13 protein-coding genes are annotated in these 16,663 nt (G+C 64.4%); 4 read left to right on the top strand and 9 right to left on the bottom strand.

Features of this window, described 5'->3' with window-relative positions:
* Window positions 1-166: 166 nt before the first annotated feature.
* The 7 genes from AC1RKI_RS19220 to AC1RKI_RS19190 form a co-directional block, all read right to left on the bottom strand.
* A complete protein-coding gene (locus AC1RKI_RS19220; protein WP_492796619.1) occupies window positions 167-1,264 on the bottom strand; it encodes an alpha-hydroxy acid oxidase in 1,098 nt (365 codons plus the stop codon).
* Window positions 1,264-1,950, bottom strand: a complete 687-nt coding sequence (locus AC1RKI_RS19215) for a Fe2+-dependent dioxygenase (protein ID WP_061957397.1) — start codon at window positions 1,948-1,950, stop codon at window positions 1,264-1,266. Before AC1RKI_RS19215 ends, AC1RKI_RS19220 begins: the two co-directional genes overlap by 1 nt.
* A 123-nt stretch (window positions 1,951-2,073) precedes the next feature.
* The gene (locus tag AC1RKI_RS19210) at window positions 2,074-4,359 is read right to left on the bottom strand and encodes a TonB-dependent receptor (protein ID WP_492796617.1); all 2,286 of its coding nucleotides are present in this window, start codon (window positions 4,357-4,359) and stop codon (window positions 2,074-2,076) included.
* Between the two features lie 366 nt (window positions 4,360-4,725).
* A complete protein-coding gene (locus tag AC1RKI_RS19205; protein WP_492796615.1) occupies window positions 4,726-6,102 on the bottom strand; it encodes an ATP-binding protein in 1,377 nt (458 codons plus the stop codon).
* Window positions 6,099-6,836, bottom strand: coding sequence for a response regulator (locus tag AC1RKI_RS19200; protein WP_061957395.1), 738 nt, complete (start codon window positions 6,834-6,836; stop codon window positions 6,099-6,101). The genes AC1RKI_RS19205 and AC1RKI_RS19200 overlap by 4 nt, the downstream gene beginning before the upstream one ends.
* 203 nt (window positions 6,837-7,039) lie before the next feature.
* On the bottom strand, window positions 7,040-7,465 hold the full coding sequence (locus AC1RKI_RS19195) for a cupin domain-containing protein (protein ID WP_227460357.1): 426 nt from the start codon (window positions 7,463-7,465) through the stop codon (window positions 7,040-7,042).
* An 83-nt stretch (window positions 7,466-7,548) separates the two neighbouring features.
* On the bottom strand, window positions 7,549-8,388 hold the full coding sequence (locus AC1RKI_RS19190) for an AraC family transcriptional regulator (RefSeq protein ID WP_492796613.1): 840 nt from the start codon (window positions 8,386-8,388) through the stop codon (window positions 7,549-7,551).
* 376 nt (window positions 8,389-8,764) lie between these two features.
* Here AC1RKI_RS19190 and AC1RKI_RS19185 point away from each other — a divergent pair, with 376 nt between their 5' ends.
* A complete protein-coding gene (locus AC1RKI_RS19185) occupies window positions 8,765-10,345 on the top strand; it encodes an isocitrate lyase (RefSeq protein ID WP_061957392.1) in 1,581 nt (526 codons plus the stop codon).
* A gap of 134 nt (window positions 10,346-10,479) precedes the next feature.
* Here the strand turns inward: AC1RKI_RS19185 and AC1RKI_RS19180 are convergent, their stop codons facing one another.
* A complete protein-coding gene (locus tag AC1RKI_RS19180) occupies window positions 10,480-11,061 on the bottom strand; it encodes a PAS domain S-box protein (RefSeq protein ID WP_061957391.1) in 582 nt (193 codons plus the stop codon).
* 324 nt (window positions 11,062-11,385) lie between these two features.
* Complete coding sequence (locus AC1RKI_RS19175; protein WP_244788567.1) at window positions 11,386-12,249, bottom strand: LysR substrate-binding domain-containing protein; 864 nt, start codon at window positions 12,247-12,249, stop codon at window positions 11,386-11,388.
* Window positions 12,250-12,479: 230 nt separating this feature from the next.
* Between AC1RKI_RS19175 and psrA the strand changes: the two genes are divergently transcribed.
* From psrA to phnY, 3 genes are all read left to right on the top strand, one after another.
* Complete coding sequence (gene psrA, locus AC1RKI_RS19170; RefSeq protein ID WP_244788566.1) at window positions 12,480-13,574, top strand: iron-containing alcohol dehydrogenase PsrA; 1,095 nt, start codon at window positions 12,480-12,482, stop codon at window positions 13,572-13,574.
* A gap of 58 nt (window positions 13,575-13,632) precedes the next feature.
* Window positions 13,633-14,919, top strand: coding sequence for an MFS transporter (locus AC1RKI_RS19165; protein WP_244788565.1), 1,287 nt, complete (start codon window positions 13,633-13,635; stop codon window positions 14,917-14,919).
* 104 nt (window positions 14,920-15,023) lie between these two features.
* Window positions 15,024-16,469: a phosphonoacetaldehyde dehydrogenase gene (gene phnY, locus AC1RKI_RS19160; protein WP_150981566.1), complete on the top strand. Its 1,446-nt coding sequence runs from the start codon at window positions 15,024-15,026 to the stop codon at window positions 16,467-16,469.
* Window positions 16,470-16,663: the final 194 nt, after the last annotated feature.

Genomic DNA, 16,663 nt, shown 5'->3' with positions numbered 1-16,663 from the left:
GCAGCGAGCTTACAACTTACATCATGTCGTGATGTATTTCGGAGATGACACGAAGACGTCGGTGTAATCCCTGAATTGAGAGACAAGCACTGCCGCGCTTGAATGTCTTTTCCCGGGACAACCATGGCGGAGCATGATTGACCGCACGCAAGCGGTGTCTCGCTGCTTATCGGTGCGCGGTTGCAGGGGCCAGCACGGAAGCGTCGATGTCGCGCAGCGTCGGGCAACCGGTCAGCGCCATGGCGATTTCCAGTTCGGTCTGCAGTAACGTCAGCATGTGCGCGATGCCAGGCATGCCACCGACCGCCAGCGCATGGAGCACCGGCTGCCCCACCAGCACCGCCGTCGCGCCCAGCGCGATCGCCTTGACGATATCGGTGCCGCGTCGCACCGCGCCGTCGAGCAGCAGCGGCACGCGGCCGGCCACCTGCGCGGCAACGGCGGGCAGGCAATCGATGGTGGCGGGAACGGTGTCCAGCGTGCGGCCGCCGTGGTTGGAGACGATGATGCCTGCCACGCCAGCGCGCAGCGCGGGGTCGACATCGCGCGGATTCAGCAGCCCCTTGACCAGCACCGGCAACGACGTGCGCCGGCACAGCGTCTCGATGTCGGCCCAGGTGGGCGCGTGCTGCAGCATGCCGCGGAATAGCGGACTGCCGTGCGTGGCGGTGGTCGGCCGGTTGGGCGGATATGCATCGAGATTGACGGCGCCCACGCCGGCAGGCAGGCAAAAGCCCGCGCGTTGCTCGATATTGCGCACGCCGCTGACCACTGCATCGATGGTCACCACAATCGCCTTGTAGCCGGCCTGCTCGGCGCGTTGCAGCAGGTCGAACGTATCCTGCTGGCGCGGCTGACAATAGAGCTGAAACCACAGCGGCGCCCCACTGGCGCTCGCGATGTCCTCAAGCGTGACGCTGGCCTGCGTGCTGACGGTCATGCAGGTGCGCGTCAGCGCGGCCGCCTGCGCGGTGGCAAGTTCGCCATCGGGATGCACGAGCCGGTGGAACGCGGTGGGCGCCAACAGGATCGGATAGTCGAGCGTTTCGCCCAACAGCGCGCAGCGCGCAGACGCCGCCGACATGTCCACCAGCGCGCGCGGCATCAGCCTGATCCGGTCGAAGGCGGCGCGGTTTTCCTGCTGGGTGATGCCATCGGCGGCCGCGCCGGCGATGTAGGCGCGAATGGCCGGGTCCACGCGCTCGTGGAAGCGCCGCTCATAGTCCTGCAGCGATACGGTGTCGGGCGGAATTTGCCGATCCATCACAGTTCGGCCCAGCGGCGCAGCAGATTGTGATAGTGATTCACGAGCGCCAGCACGGCGTCCTGATCGTCACCGAGTTGCTTGCGGATCGCGATGATGGCGAGATCGAGTTCGTAAAGCATGGCGCGCTGCCCATCGTCCTTGACCATCGACTGGGCCCAGAAGAACGATGCCCAGCGCGCGCCACGCGTGACCGGTGTTACCGCATGCAGCGACGATGCGGGATACACCACCAGGTGCCCCGCCGGCAGCTTCACCGAATGCGATCCATAGAGATCGTTGATCACCAGTTCGCCGCCCTCGTACTCATCGGGATCCGACAGGAACAATGTGCTCGACACGTCCGCGCGAATCCGCATGCCGCCGGTTCCCGGCACAGTGCGGATCGCATTGTCGACATGAGTGCCGAACGTCATCGCCTCTTCGTAGCGATTGAACATCGGCGGCAGCACGCGGAGCGGCAGGGCGGCGGAATGATAGGTGGGATTGCGACCCAGCGCCGTGAGCACCAGTTCGCCCAACTCGCGCGCCTGAGCGCTTTCCACCGGGATCTGCAGGTTGCGCTTGGTCTGGGCGGCAAGGTCGCCCGCGCTCACGCGGCCATCGACCCACGGCGAAGCCTCCAGGCACTGCCTGCAATGGCGGATTTCTTCGGCGGTCAGCACATCGGGAATCTGGACGAGCATGATGATCTGAGGCGCCTGATCGGCGCCGGGCGGGGGTTGTGCGCGATTGTAGCGGCTGGCCGGGCGGGCAGCGCGCCAACGCATCGGCTGGCGCCCCGCCCGGCCGGACCGGTCAGGTGTGGCTCAGAACGTCATGCCGACGTTGAGCAACACGGTCCTGCGCGAGGTGGGCACCGCACGCACGGCACCGAACGACGACTGGTAGTTCAGGTGGTTGGTGAGGTTGTAGCCGTTCAGTGAGATGCGGTACTTGCCCTGCTTGTACGCGATCATCGCGTCCAGCGAGAAGTTGTCCGGCATCTTCGCGGTGTTGGCCGAATCGGCCCAGTAACCGGTGGCGTATTGCAGACCACCGCCGATGGTCAGCTGGCCCGGCACCGGCAGCAGCGTGTGCGGAATGTCATACGCGGTCCATAGCGTGACGTTGTGGCGCGAAACGCCCGGCGCCGCGTTGCCCACGATCGACGCAGTGCTCGCCGATGTGACTTCGCCACTGAGATACGCATAGGCGACGTTCGCGGTCCAGCCGCCGACGATGCGGCCGCTCAGGCCCAGTTCCAGCCCGCGGATGCGACGGCCCTCGCCGGAATCGGAAAAGCCGTTCGTGATGTCGCCCGTGATCGGATCGACGGTGTAGGCGTTGGTCTTCTTGGTCTGGAACAGCGCGCCGGTCAGGCCCAGTCGCTTGTCCAGGAAATCGAGCTTGGCGCCCACTTCGATCGTATCTGCGCGTTCCGGCTCTGCGTTGACGCCATTCTGCGGCACTTCCGATGCCACACCGCCGACGGCCACGGCGATGTCGGTGCCGACCGGGCGATAGGTGCGCGAGAACGACGTGTAGAACATGTAGTCCTTGGTCGGCTCCCAGATCGCGCTGATGGCCGGGCTCAGCTTCTTCGAATCGGCGGCGCCGCCCAGCGATGACGCGCTGGTGGCGTATTCGCTGCGGAAGTAGTCCCAGCGCAGGCTGCCCAGCAACGAGATCTGCTCGGTCAGCCAGACGCGGTCGTTCAGGAACACGCCGATGTCGGTGGCGTTGGCGTCGCGCGTGCCGGTGTACGACACGCTGGCGTTGGGACTGTTGTAGAACACCGGGTTGACCACGGTCTGGTTGTTGTTGCGGCCGGTCCAAGTGCCCTGGTCGCGGTGGTCGCGCTGATAGATCGTATCGAGCCCCACCATGGCCTTGTGGCGGAAGCTGCCGGTCATGAACTCGCCCTTGGCGCTGAGCACATTCTGGATGCCCCAGCCACGCTGCAGGTATGTCGTGCCGCCACCGGCGCCATACGGCAGTGCCACGTTGCGACCGGCCAGCAGCGATTGCAGATTGGCGTACGTCAGCGAGCCGGGGTTGGTCGACGAGAAATCGCGCTCGTAGAAGCTGAAGCGCGTGTCGTTGCTGATGGTGATGCCATTGTCGAGCTTGGTCATGAAGTTCGACGACACGATATGCGCATCGGTCGTGTCGCGGTCGGTGTTGCGCACATAGGACGTGGACGAACGGATGCCCGGCACACCGTAGCCGGTCAGCGGACGCAGGATGCCGTCGCCGCCCTGCGCCAGCGGCACGCCGAAGTCGGGCGCGCCGCTGCGGTGCAGGTACGAATAATTCAGGTGCCATTCCGTGCCGGTGCCAAGGCCCGTGCCGAAATCGATCGCGATGCCGCGGCGGTCGTCGTCAACATGGTCGCGATCGGCCACGCGGCCGTTCTGGAACAGGCCGTTGACGCGCAGCGCCGACGTGTCGTTAAGGCGGAAGTTGCTGTCCAGCGTGGTGCGGTACGTGGCGTCCGAGCCAAAGCCCTGGTCGATGCTGGTGCTGGTGTTGAGGTTGGCTTTCTTGGTGGTCTGGTTGATCAGGCCGCCGATATTGCCGACGCCAAAGCTCTCGCCGGACGGGCCCTTGATGACTTCGACGCTTTCGGTGTTGAAGGCATCGCGCTTGTATGCGCCGAAATCGCGCAGGCCGTCGACATAGATGTCGCCCTTGGCGGACAAGCCGCGAATACGGAACTGATCGCCATTCTGGCCGCCGTTGCCCTCGCCGGTTGAAATCGTGATGCCCGGCACGTTGCGCAGAATCTGTTCCAGCGATGTGGCGTGCTGCTGCTCGATGACTTCCTGCGGCACCACGTTGATCGTCTTCGGCGTCTCCTTGACGGTGGCGGGCAGGCGCGAAATGCCGAGCGGCATATCGTTGGTGTTCTCGCTGGCGCGGCCCGTGACGGTGACCTGCGGCAGCGCGCCGGTGCGCTTGCCTGCTGCCGGGCCGGTGCCGGCGGGTGCGTCGGCCCCTGGCGCGGCCTGCGCATGGGCGACCAGCGGCAGCGCCGAGGCGGAAATCACGAGACCTGCGGATGCGCCTGAGACCAGCAGGCGGATGGCGTTGGCGATTTTTCGTTGTTGCACGAAAGGCTCCAGAGATAAGGACGATCGGTCATGACGTGCCGCCGAGCCTTTTCGCTGGACACACTTGCTTTCCTCCCCGTCAGAGGCAAACGCTGTATTCCGACGCTGCCGCACGGCAGGCATCAGCACCCGTCAAAATGAGAATGATTACTATTTGATGTTGTGCGGTTATGTTCGTTTGTGGCGAAATGTGGCAAACCCACGACGCGCTGAACGATTTCGCCACAATCGCCAGCCGGTCTGCGCCGGTCGACGTTGACTGCAAACGGTTGCCGGGCACGGCTTGGTGTGACGGGAGGAAGAGTGACGGCGGTCCGAAGCCGGCCGCCCGGACATCGGTCGATATCGGATAGCGGCGGCAGGCGCCTAGTTGGGCAGTTCGATCACTGCGCGCAGGCCGCCCTCGGCGCAGTTGTGCAGCGCGATGTCGCCGCCATGGGCGCGAATGCATGAGCGCGCGATGGCCAGGCCCAGCCCCAGACCGCCCGTGTGTGCGCTGCGCGCGGCGTCCAGCCGCGTGAAGGGCTCGAACACGCGCTGCAACTGCGCGGGGTCGATACCCGGGCCGTGGTCCTGCACTTCGATACGCAGCACGCGGCGCGCCTTGTCGGCCAGGACACCCAGACGTACTTCGCCGTAGCGCGCGGCGTTGTCGAGCAGATTGTTCAGGCCGCGTTTCAGGTGAACGGGCCGACAGCGATAGCTCATGGCCGGATCGATCTGCAGCGTGCAGGCGATGCTGCGGCCCTGGATCGTCTGCTGGTCGACGATCTCCTGCACCAGCGCGGCGACGTTCACTTCCTGGGTGGGCTCGCGCAATGCGTCGTCGCGCACGAAGCGCAGGGTCTCCTCGACCATCACGCTCATGTCGTCGATGGTCCGCACCATGGCGTTGCGCAGCGCTTCGTCTTCGATCAGCTCCGCACGGATGCGCAGCGACGTCAGCGGCGTGCGCAGGTCGTGGCCGATGGCGGCCAGCATCTGCGTGCGTCCGTTGACGAAGCGCACCAGGTTTTCCTGCATGTCGTTAAAGGCCTGCGTGATCTCGCGCACGCCACTGAGACGGTCCGGCGGCGGAAGAATGACCTGTTCGCCGCGGCTCACGCGCTGCGACGCCGCGGTCAGCAGCTTGAGCGGCCGCATGATCCGGCGGCCGAACAGCAGCGCGATGAGGGCCGTGGGCAGCATGCCCACCAGCAGCGAAAAGCTGAGCACGCGCGACCAGTGCGCCGGCAGCGTAGTCGGCCAATGCCGGCTCTGCAGCCAGCGGCCGTCCGGCAACTGGATATCGATGTCGAGCGCCCACGCACTGGCGCCGCCCAGCGCCGTTTCCAGCCAGTTCGTTGCGTGCCCGGAACGCGGTCTTGCGTCGTCCTGCTGCAACTGCACGTTCACGGAAGCGTGCGCGGAAAGATTCAGCATGCCGCGCAAGCGCTGGGCGATGCCATGTTCCACAGTGCCCATCGCGTCCGGCTTGAGCGGCAGCGCCCGATCGGCCAACCGGAATGCGGAGTCGGGCAGGCTCAGGTCTTCCAGCAGCGCGGGCGCGTCGGGCGATCGCGCGGCCAGTCGATAGGCCGACAGCACGCGCGATTCAATCGAGCGCACCGCCAGCGGATGGATCGTGACGTTTTCCGCGCGCCACCACGACAGCACGAGCACCGCGATCACATGCGCGGCCACCATCGCCAGCAGCCACAGCGCAACCAGTTGGCCCGACAGGGTGCGCGGCGCCCACCTCATGCGTGTTCGACCGAGACGCGCGTGGCCAGCAGATAGCCGTCGCCGCGCACCGTCTTCAGCATGTTGGGCCGACGCGGATCGGGTTCCAGCTTCTTGCGCAGCCGGCTGACCTGGCTGTCGATGCTGCGGTCGAAGGTCACGGTTTCGGAACGTTGCGTCAGATCGAGCAACTGGCTGCGGCTCAGCACACGGTTGGGGTTTTCGACCAGCGCGCGCAGCAGATGAAACTCCGCGGTACTGATCGGCACGTTCTCGTTGGTGGGACTGCACAGCTGGCGCGTTCTGGTATCGAACGCCCAGCCGTTGAAGCTGAAGCGGTATTCGGGCTGCGCCGGCACTTCGATCGGCTCGCGCGGCTCGGGCGGACGATTGCGCCGCAGCACGCTGCGGATCCTTGCCACCAGTTCGCGCGGATCGAACGGCTTGACGACATAGTCGGCGGCGCCAATCTCCAATCCGGCGATGCGGTCGGCCTGATCCGCCATCGCCGTCAGCAGGATGACCGGCGTTCCCACCCGCTCGGTTACCGAGCGGCAGAGCGACAGGCCGTCCTCGCCAGGCAGCATGATGTCGAGCACGATCAGGCTGAAGCGCCGCGCCTCCAGGCGCTGACGCATCGCCTTGCCGTCGCCGACCGCTTCCACATCGAAATCGAAGCGGCGGATATAGGTGGAAAGGGGATCGCGGATGTCCTGGTGATCGTCGACGATCAGGATGCTGGGGCGGCCGTCCATGCTGCGGTCACGACTTATAAACGAGAATCATTCTCGACATTCTACCGGAAATGTACGTTTTTCAACACGCTTTCCGATATTTCCGATACAACGCGGTGGACTGGCCGGCGCTCGTTCCCTGTCCAACGAAGCCGGGCACCGTGACCGGCGCGTGGGCGAGCCGCCAGACGCCGCCCGCGCGCCGAACGTCAGGCGTCAGGCGGCTAGATCCACTGGTCGTTTGCGACAGTGCGCTCGCTCGTCGCGCCGTCGCCGGTATTGGCCACGCCGCGAGGCTCGATCAGCAGCACCTTGACCTCGCGCGCGGCGCAGGGCTTGTGCTCGACACCCCGGGGGACGACGGCCATCTGGCCAGCGCGCAGCATGATCGAGCCGTCGCCGGATGGACCGCCGCGCACATCGATCCGCAATTCTCCGTCCAGCACGATGAACGTCTCGTCGGTCTCGTCGTGCTTGTGCCAGATGAAATCGCCTTCGAGCTTGACCACCTTGAACTGGTAGTCGTTCATCTCGGCCACCACGCGCGGCTGCCAATGGCCGTCGATCAGGTCGATCTTGGCCGCCATGTCGATGGCCTGGCATTGGCCGCGCGACGCGGGGGCGGCGGTTGAACGGGGGGATGCGGACATCGTTGTCTCCGGTGGGGTTGACGTGTCCTGCAGGATAGATCGCCGGCGGCGCGCGGTATTGAACGATCGTGGGCGGACCGGGTTCAGGCGCGCGGCGCGTTGGCAGCGATCTGCTTCCAGCGGCCCGGCGTGAGACCGAAGGTCTTCAGGAAATGGCGCGTCATGTGGCTCTGGTCGGCAAAACCGGCGCCGGCCGCCGCGTCCGCCAGCGACGCGCCCGTCAGCAACAGGCGCCGCACCACGTCCAGCCGGCGCATGGTCAGATAACGATAGGGACTCGTGCCGTAGAACGTGCGGAAATCGTGCGAAAGGCTCCAGCGGTCGCGGCCGGTGGCGTTTTCGAGTTCTTCCAGGGCCACCACGCGCGTGACATTGGCGTGCAGGAAATCGCGCGCCCGGCGCGCCGCGAAGTAATCGCCCTGCCCCGACGCGCGGCCCCGGACGGCCGGCATGCCCGACACCGCAGCCAGCGCGTGTGCCAGTTCCGCCAGCGCGTCGCTCTGTTCAAGCGGCTCGAATGTGTGGCCGACGCGCTGCAGCAGGGTTTCCGTGGCCGCCGCCATCCGCACATCGGTGGTCACGCCGCCTTCGACGAACGGTAGCGCGCGCCCACCGAGTGCGTCCTGCAACAACGCCGGTTCCACATAGACCATGCGGTAGCGAAAGCCCTCGCCCGTACCGGCCTGACCGTCATGCGGCTCGTCGGGGTGCAGCACGATGGTGTTGCCGGGCAGGCTGTCGCGCCGGCTGTGCCGATAGTTGAAACGCTGCACGCCGGCCAGCGTGCGGCCGATCGCGTACGTATCGTGCCGATGCATCGCGTAGGCGTTGCCCTGGAACCACGCCTCGATGCGCTCGATGCCGTCTACCGGCTGAGCGCGCACCACCCAGTCGGGGCGTGCGCACGCTGGATGTCTTGGCATGGCGCTGTGGGTGAAAGTGCGCCGGATAGGCGCGGCCCCAGAGAGTGCCACAGGAATCGACCAGGCGTGCCAGCCGGGTCATTACTGACGCCGCGACGGCCGCTTTCCCCGATCCTGAAAGCACCTTTCACATTGCGAAATTTCGCCAGAAAATCGCGCGCGTCGCCCTTCCGCTGCCTGAAAAATCGTTCCACATCACGAAATCAACAACCTATCCCATTGAATCATAACGATAAATTTACTCTTATATCTTATATAAGACTTGGGTGCACCACAGCAAAAGGGCCATACAATCTTTTCCACGCTGCTTCGCTTCGGCGCCTCCTGGCGGCACACGCAACCTTTGTTAAACGTGCTTTTTTCTTAGGAATTTCCCATGGCCCAGTATCAAGACGACATCAAGGCAGTTGCCGGTTTGAAAGAGCAACACGGCAGCGCGTGGAATGCGATCAACCCCGAGTACGCCGCGCGCATGCGTGCCCAGAACAAGTTCAAGACGGGCCTGGACATCGCCAAGTACACCGCCAAGATCATGCGCGCCGACATGGCTGCGTACGATGCGGATCCGACCAAGTACACCCAGTCGCTGGGATGCTGGCACGGCTTCATCGGCCAGCAGAAGATGATTTCCATCAAGAAGCACTTCAAGAGCACCGAACGCCGCTACCTGTACCTGTCCGGCTGGATGGTTGCCGCGCTGCGTTCCGAGTTCGGCCCGCTGCCGGACCAGTCGATGCACGAAAAGACTTCGGTCAGCGCGCTGATCCGCGAGCTGTACACCTTCCTGCGCCAGGCCGACGCCCGTGAACTGGGCGGTCTGTTCCGCGAACTGGACGCCGCCACCGGCGCAGCCAAGGCCGCCATCCAGGAAAAGATCGACAACCACGTGACGCACGTGGTGCCCATCATCGCGGACATCGACGCGGGCTTCGGCAACGCCGAGGCAACCTACCTGCTGGCCAAGCAGTTCATCGAAGCCGGCGCATGCTGCATCCAGATCGAGAACCAGGTGTCCGACGAGAAGCAGTGCGGCCACCAGGACGGCAAGGTCACCGTGCCGCACGAGGACTTCCTGGCCAAGATCCGCGCCATCCGCTACGCCTTCCTGGAACTGGGCGTGGACGACGGCATCATCGTGGCCCGTACCGATTCGCTGGGCGCCGGCCTGACCAAGCAGATCGCCGTGACCAACACCCCGGGCGACCTGGGCGACCAGTACAACTCGTTCCTCGACTGCGAGGAACTGTCGGCCGACCAGCTCGGCAACGGTGACGTGATCATCAAGCGCGACGGCAAGCTGCTGCGCCCCAAGCGCCTGCCGAGCAACCTGTTCCAGTTCCGCGCCGGCACGGGCGAAGCGCGTTGCGTGCTGGACTGCGTGACCGCGCTGCAGAACGGCGCCGACCTGCTGTGGATCGAAACCGAAAAACCGCATATCGCCCAGATCGGCGGCATGGTCAGCGAGATCCGCAAGGTCATCCCGAACGCCAAGCTGGTGTACAACAACAGCCCGTCGTTCAACTGGACGCTGAATTTCCGCCAGCAGGCCTATGACGCGATGAAGGCCGCAGGCAAGGACGTGTCGGCATACGAGCGCGGCCAACTGATGAGCGTGGAATACGACGACAGCGAACTGGCGAAGCTGGCCGACGAGAAGATCCGCACCTTCCAGGCCGATGCATCGCGTGAAGCCGGCATCTTCCATCACCTGATCACGCTGCCGACGTACCACACCGCCGCGCTGTCGACCGACAACCTGGCCAAGGAATACTTCGGCGACCAGGGCATGCTGGGCTACGTGGCCGGCGTGCAGCGCAAGGAAATCCGCCAGGGCATCGCCTGCGTCAAGCACCAGAACATGTCCGGTTCGGACATCGGTGACGACCACAAGGAATACTTCAGCGGCGAAGCCGCCCTGAAGGCGGCGGGCAAGGACAACACGATGAATCAGTTCTGATATCTGCCCTACGCTTCGGCCCGGCGCCGCGCCGGGTCAGCATATCGACGCCAATCCAACCGGGTTGGCGTTTTTTCTTTGCAGACCGTGGGGATGACGGCGCGCGGCCCGCCAAAGCGCAATGGCTGACGATTTCAGATGCGTCCGAGGCAAAGGCTGAACAGCGCGAGCCGGCCGGAAACACGGAGCTTGCGATAGATGCTGGCGACGCGATGTCCCACTTCGTCTCGCGCCAATCCCGTCCGCTCGGCAATCTGCACTTCCGACAGCGAAGTCAGCAACAGGAAAAATACGTCGCGCTCGGGCGATGCCAGTGCGTTCACCACGGCCTCGGGCAGCAGCAATCCGCCATGCCCCGGCTGCCAGGCCGTGACATCGCGCGCAACGCCGAATCGCAACTGATTGGTTTCAAGCCAGCGCGCCGACCAGCGGAAATGAACGCTTGCGCCACTGCGATGCCGATAGCGGTTCTCGAAGCCTTCGCGACGCTCGCCGGAAAGCACCCGTTGCGCCTCGCGCATCGTCATCACGCGATCGGCGGGGACGACGAGGTCCAGCATGCGTACGCCAACGAGATCGGACGCGGCATAGCCGAGGCTTGCCGAACAGTGCCGGTTGACGTACTGGATCACCCCCGCGGCATCCACCAGGAAAACGTTCTTGTCGGAGCGATCCGCAATGTCGAGAAGAGCTTGCTCACCTGTGAAAGCAGTCATGGCCGGCCAGCCGCACGATGAAGTGGTCCGATATTGACACAATCGGACGCGGCTTTGACAGCTCGTTTTCCGCGCGGGTGACTTCGGCAACGCGTGCGGCGGCGGATCGGGACCAGCGCTGACTGGCGTGGTGGCCGCCGAGGTCGACGCGATGGTCCGAGGCCATCAAGCAACGTGCGGCGTTGGAATCGAAAGTCTGGGGCGAATTCATCCGCAAGCGCGGCATCCAGAGTTCCTGAGGCGCAGTGCAAAAGGCGGCGGGTCCATACATGCTGCTCACAGGCCGCCTGATGGCATGACCACCGTCCATGCGATAGCGATGACTCAGCCCGCCATGTCGAACACGGCTGCGATAAGTGGCCGCTTCTTTCGGACTTCGAGACAGCACAGCGAGTAGCCGATGCCCAGCAGCGGTTCGTCGACGGGGATAATCCGGATGCCCGGCAGCGGAATGCACTCGATCTCCGTCACGAAGCTGATGCCGATGCCGCTGGCCACCGCGTGCAGGATGGCCTCGCGGCTATTGATCTCCATGACACACAGCAGCGTCACGCCGTTCTGCGCGGCGGCGTTCTCTACGTGGTTGCGTGTCTTGGAGCCCGCCTCCCGCAGGATCACACCCTCGTCGGCGATATCGCCCATGGTGAGGCTGGCCCTGCCGGCCAGACGGTGATTGTCCGGCACTACCGCCACGATGCGCTCACGCCGGAACGGCATGATATGGAGCCCCTCCACGGGGTCCGGTTCGGCAAGGATGCCAACGTCGATGTCAAAGTCCTGCAAGCCACGCAGCACGGACACTTCTGATCCGATACTTACGCTAAGTTCCAGCGACGCGTGCCGGCCGCGGAAGCGCCGAGCCAGATCCAGCGCAATCGGTGGCGAAACGCCGCCAACGCGCACGAGGCCGGCCTTGAGCTTGTGGACGCTGTGCAGGAACTGCATGGCCTCGTCTTCCAGGCCAAACAAGCCTCGCGTGATCCCGTAGAGCTGCTCGCCGCTGTCGGTGAGCAGGACCGTGCGGCCTGTCCGATAGAACAGCTCCACGCCGAAGCGCTCCTCCAGTGCCTTGACCTGGTCCGTGACTGTCGGTTGGCCGATGTGGAGATACTGTGCGGCCGCAGTGAATCCTCCGGTACGGGCCACTGCGTGAAAGCAGCGAATCCATTTGTAATATTGGTGGAACATGGGTCTCGGTCCGGGGCGCGCCATTCATGAATGGCGTCTAGCGAAGAGTCTCCCACAGGCACCTCTCGCCGTGCATGCAGGGTTTTCCCCATGGCGCGCGTGGATCTATCGTTTTCGGCCTTCCGCAGCCGCCCAAAAGCGATTGGACGCGATATCTCGCGGCTCCCACACTGCTGTCAACGGATGACGCGCACCGCGCGGTCCACGACAAGCAGAAGAGAGAGGAGACCATGATTCATTCGTACCACAACCCGGTTTCGATTCACTGCGGCACGGGTAGCCTTGAACTGCTTCCGCAAGTGTTGCGCGGGCGCCGTGCAGTGGTGGTGACTTTCCCGGAGGCTCGCGCACTGGGGTTGGTCGCGCGGCTTGAAGCACTGCTCGGCGCCGACCTCGTTGCGGTGATCGAGGACATCCAGCCCAACCCCGACGTGGCGCAATTGGAGGGCCTCTACAACAGCTTTTGGTCAGACCCGGACGCGTGCGACGCGATTGTCGCCGTGGGTGGTGGAAGTGCCATCGATACCGCCAAAGCGCTGATGGTCGGCACGGCCAACTGCCAATTTGGTTCGCTGGTCGGGCTGCTGGCAACCGGCATGCCATTCACGCCCGCTCGGGTCAAGTCGCTGATTGCGGTGCCGACCACCGCCGGCACCGGCAGCGAAGTGACGCCCTGGGCCACAATCTGGGACGCGCGCAATCAGAAGAAGTACTCGTTGCACCTGGATGCCACCTGGCCGGAAGCGGCCATCATCGACCCGAGCCTGATGCTGTCGGTGCCACTGGGAACCACGGTGTCCACGGGGCTCGATGCACTCTCGCATGCGCTGGAATCGGTCTGGAACGTGAATGCCAATCCGATCTCCGATACCTACGCGATCTCGGCCGCAGAAGACATCCTCGAAACGCTGCCGGCCCTGATCCACAACGCCTCCGACATCATGCTGCGCGAGCGCATGGCCATGGCCGCGCTCAAAGCGGGGCTGGCGTTCTCCAACACCAAGACGGCGCTGGCGCATTCGATCTCCTATGAGATGACGCTGCGCCATGGTCTGCCGCACGGCATCGCCTGCTCGTTCACGCTGCCGATGGTGCTGGAAAAAGCCTGGGCCTGTTGCCCGGAGCGTGACCGTGCGCTGCAACGCTTGTTCGGGCCATCGCTGCCCGTCGCGCAGGACAGATTGCGCGACTTCCTGCAAGGCTTGGGCGTCAAGACCGAGTTTGCAGACTACGGGGTGACCAACGACGAAGCAGACGCCATCATCGCCCGTGCAATGGATGGCGCACGCGGCAAGAATTTTATCGGCGCCATGTACGCCGCCTGACGACACAACAGCGCACCGGCGAACCACGCCGGGCCAAACATGATGTGAGGAGACAAACATGGAAACCGCCGATCGCGTGCCGGTAGGCACATTCGTTGCCCCTGCGGAGCAGACTTTCCGGCGCGCGCAGTGGCGCATGCTGCTGGCCGCGATGTTCTGCTACCTGTTTTTCTACACCGGACGGCAGACGTTCGGCTTCGCCATTCCCGGCATCCAGCAGGAATTCGGGCTGTCCAAGGAAGTCCTCGGATGGGCGTCGACGTGCCTGCTCTGGTGCTATGCGGCCGGGCAGGCCATCAACGGCAATCTCGGCGACAAGTTCGGCGGCCGTCGCGTGATGACGGCCGGCGCCATCCTGTCGTGCGCCGCCAACTGGGTCGTCAGCTTTGCGGTGGGCTTCAAGAGTCTGGCGATTCCCTGGGGTATCAATGGATACTTCCAGGCCCTTGGCTGGGCACCGGGCAGCCGCCTGCTGTCCAACTGGTGGGACGCGGGCGAGCGCGGCAAGGTCTACGGCTTCTACGTCTTCGCCGCAGGCTGCGCGTCGGTGCTGTCGTTCGTCACCTCGATCCTGGTAATCAACATCCTGCACCTGGACTGGCGCTGGATCTTCCGGCTGCCCGTGCTGTTGATGTTGGTGGGCGGCATCACCTTCTTCCTGCTCGTGAGAGAACGTCCGGAGGAGCTTGGCTTCCGCTCGCCCGACACGGGATGCGGCCGCGCTGGCGCCGAAGAGACCGACGCATCGGAAAGCTCGTGGTCACGCTACAAGGCGGTGCTCAGCAATCCGCGCCTGATGATCGCGGGCCTCTCGATCGGTTTTCAGAACGCGGCGCGCTACGGCCTGATCGTCTGGGTGCCCGTGCACTTCCTGGGCAAGGACTGGAGCCGGGCTGACACGTTCATCAATCCCGCATGGATCTCGGTGGCGCTGCCGGTCGGCATGGCCTTTGGCGCGCTGTCCAACGGCTGGATTTCCGATCGACTTTTCGGGTCCAGCCGCAGCAAGGCCATCGTGCTCTACATGGTGCTGGGCGCGATTGCCTCGATGATCATGTACCGGTTGCCAATGGGCATGACCGCGATCGGCGCGCTGTTCCTGGCCGGCTTCTTCGTCTACGGACCGGCGTCGTCGTTCTGGGCGCTGTGTCCGGACCTGGTCGGCGCACGGCGCGCCGGCACGGCCACGGGCATCCTGAATTTCTTCTCCTATTTGCTGGCGGGCCTCGGCGAGCCGCTGATCGGCCGCATGCTGGATCATTCTGGCAACACGTCGCTGGTGTTCCCCATCGTGGCCACGAGCTGCGTCATCAGCGCAGTCATCGCCGCCTTCATCCGTCGCTGATCACAGCGCAAGAAGCCATGCGCCGGCCCTGCCCGGCGCCTCTCCCCCGCGGCATCCCTTCCGGTTTTTCCACGAGCTTGTCCCGCCTGTCGGGCACGACGACCATGAACGCTTTGCATCCCATTCCCACGCTCCGCCACGAAGCCCTGCGCATCGCGGGCGAAAAGGTCTACCGCGACGACGTGATCGAGGTGACCTATCCCTACACCGGCGAAGTCATCGCCACGGTATCCAAGGCCACGCGCGACGACGTGCGCCGCGCCTATCGCATCGCCCGCGACTACCGGCCAACACTGACGCGCTACGAGCGATATCAGATCCTGATGCGGGCCGGCGAGATCATCGCTTCGCGTCTCGACGAGATCTCGCGCACGATCACGATGGAATCCGGCCTGTGCCGGAAGGATTCGCTGTACGAGGTGGGCCGCGCGTCCGACGTACTGCTGTTCGCCGCCAACCAGGCGCTCGTGGACGACGGCCAGGTGTTCTCATGCGATCTGACGCACCATGGCAAGCGTCGCAAGGTTTATACGCTGCGCGAGCCTCTGTTAGGCGTCATCACCGCGATTACGCCGTTCAATCACCCGCTCAACCAGGTAATCCACAAGGTGGCGCCGGCAGTAGCCACCAACAACCGCATGGTGCTCAAACCAAGCGAGAAAACGCCGCTCGCGGCTTTCCTGCTCGCTGACATCCTCTACGAAGCAGGGCTGCCGCCGCAGATGCTGTCCGTGATCACCGGCGATCCAGGAGAGATCGCCGACGACATGCTGACGCATCCCGACGTCGACCTTGTGACCTTCACCGGCGGCGTGTCCATCGGCAAATACATTGCCAGCAAGGCCATCTATAAACGACAGGTGCTGGAGCTGGGCGGCAACGATCCCATCATCGTGATGGAGGATGCCGATCTTGAGGAGGCCGCCACGCTGGCCGTGAGCGGTTCCTACAAGAACTCGGGGCAACGCTGCACGGCGATCAAGCGCATGCTGGTGCAGGAGTCAGTGGCCGACAGATTTGTCGAACTGCTGGTGGCCAAGACCGAGGCGATCCGCTATGGGGATCCGATGGATCCGAATGTCGACATGGGGACCGTGATCGACGAGGCCGCAGCCATCCAGTTTGAACAGGCGGTCAACGAGGCGATTGCGGCGGGCGCGCGGCTACGCTACGGCAATTTGCGGCGCGGCGCGCTGTATTCGCCGACGGTGCTGGACAACGTCGATCCGGAGATGACAGTGGTGAAGTACGAGACGTTCGGGCCGGTGTCTCCGGTAATTCGATTCAAGGACATCGATGACGCCATCCGCATTTCCAACGGTACGGCCTATGGGCTGTCCTCGTCGGTGTGCACCAACCGGCTCGACTACATCACGCGCTTTATCAGCGAACTGAAGGTGGGCAGCGTCAACGTGCGCGAGGTGCCCGGTTATCGCCTGGAGTTGACGCCGTTCGGTGGCATCAAGGATTCGGGACTGGGCTACAAGGAGGGTGTGCTGGAAGCAATGAAGAGCTTCTGCAACACGAAATCCTACTCGCTGCCCTGGTAATCCTGCGCAAGCCGGCGGCGCGGCCATCGCCTTGCCGCCGGCGCACTTCCCCGCGCGCCAACTCTCCCTCTGGCGCCACTTGATCCCGCGTCTTCCCTTTCGTGTCTTTCCCGTGATTTCCACGACATCAGTCCGGCCAGAGGCCGGTCCCTGTTTTCCGAAGCCGACGACGGCAGCGTTTCGCACGTCAGTAG

The sequence above is a fragment of the Cupriavidus sp. GW822-FHT06G04 genome, assembly GCF_058799075.1.
This window is presented reverse-complemented; position numbering and strand designations above follow the sequence as displayed.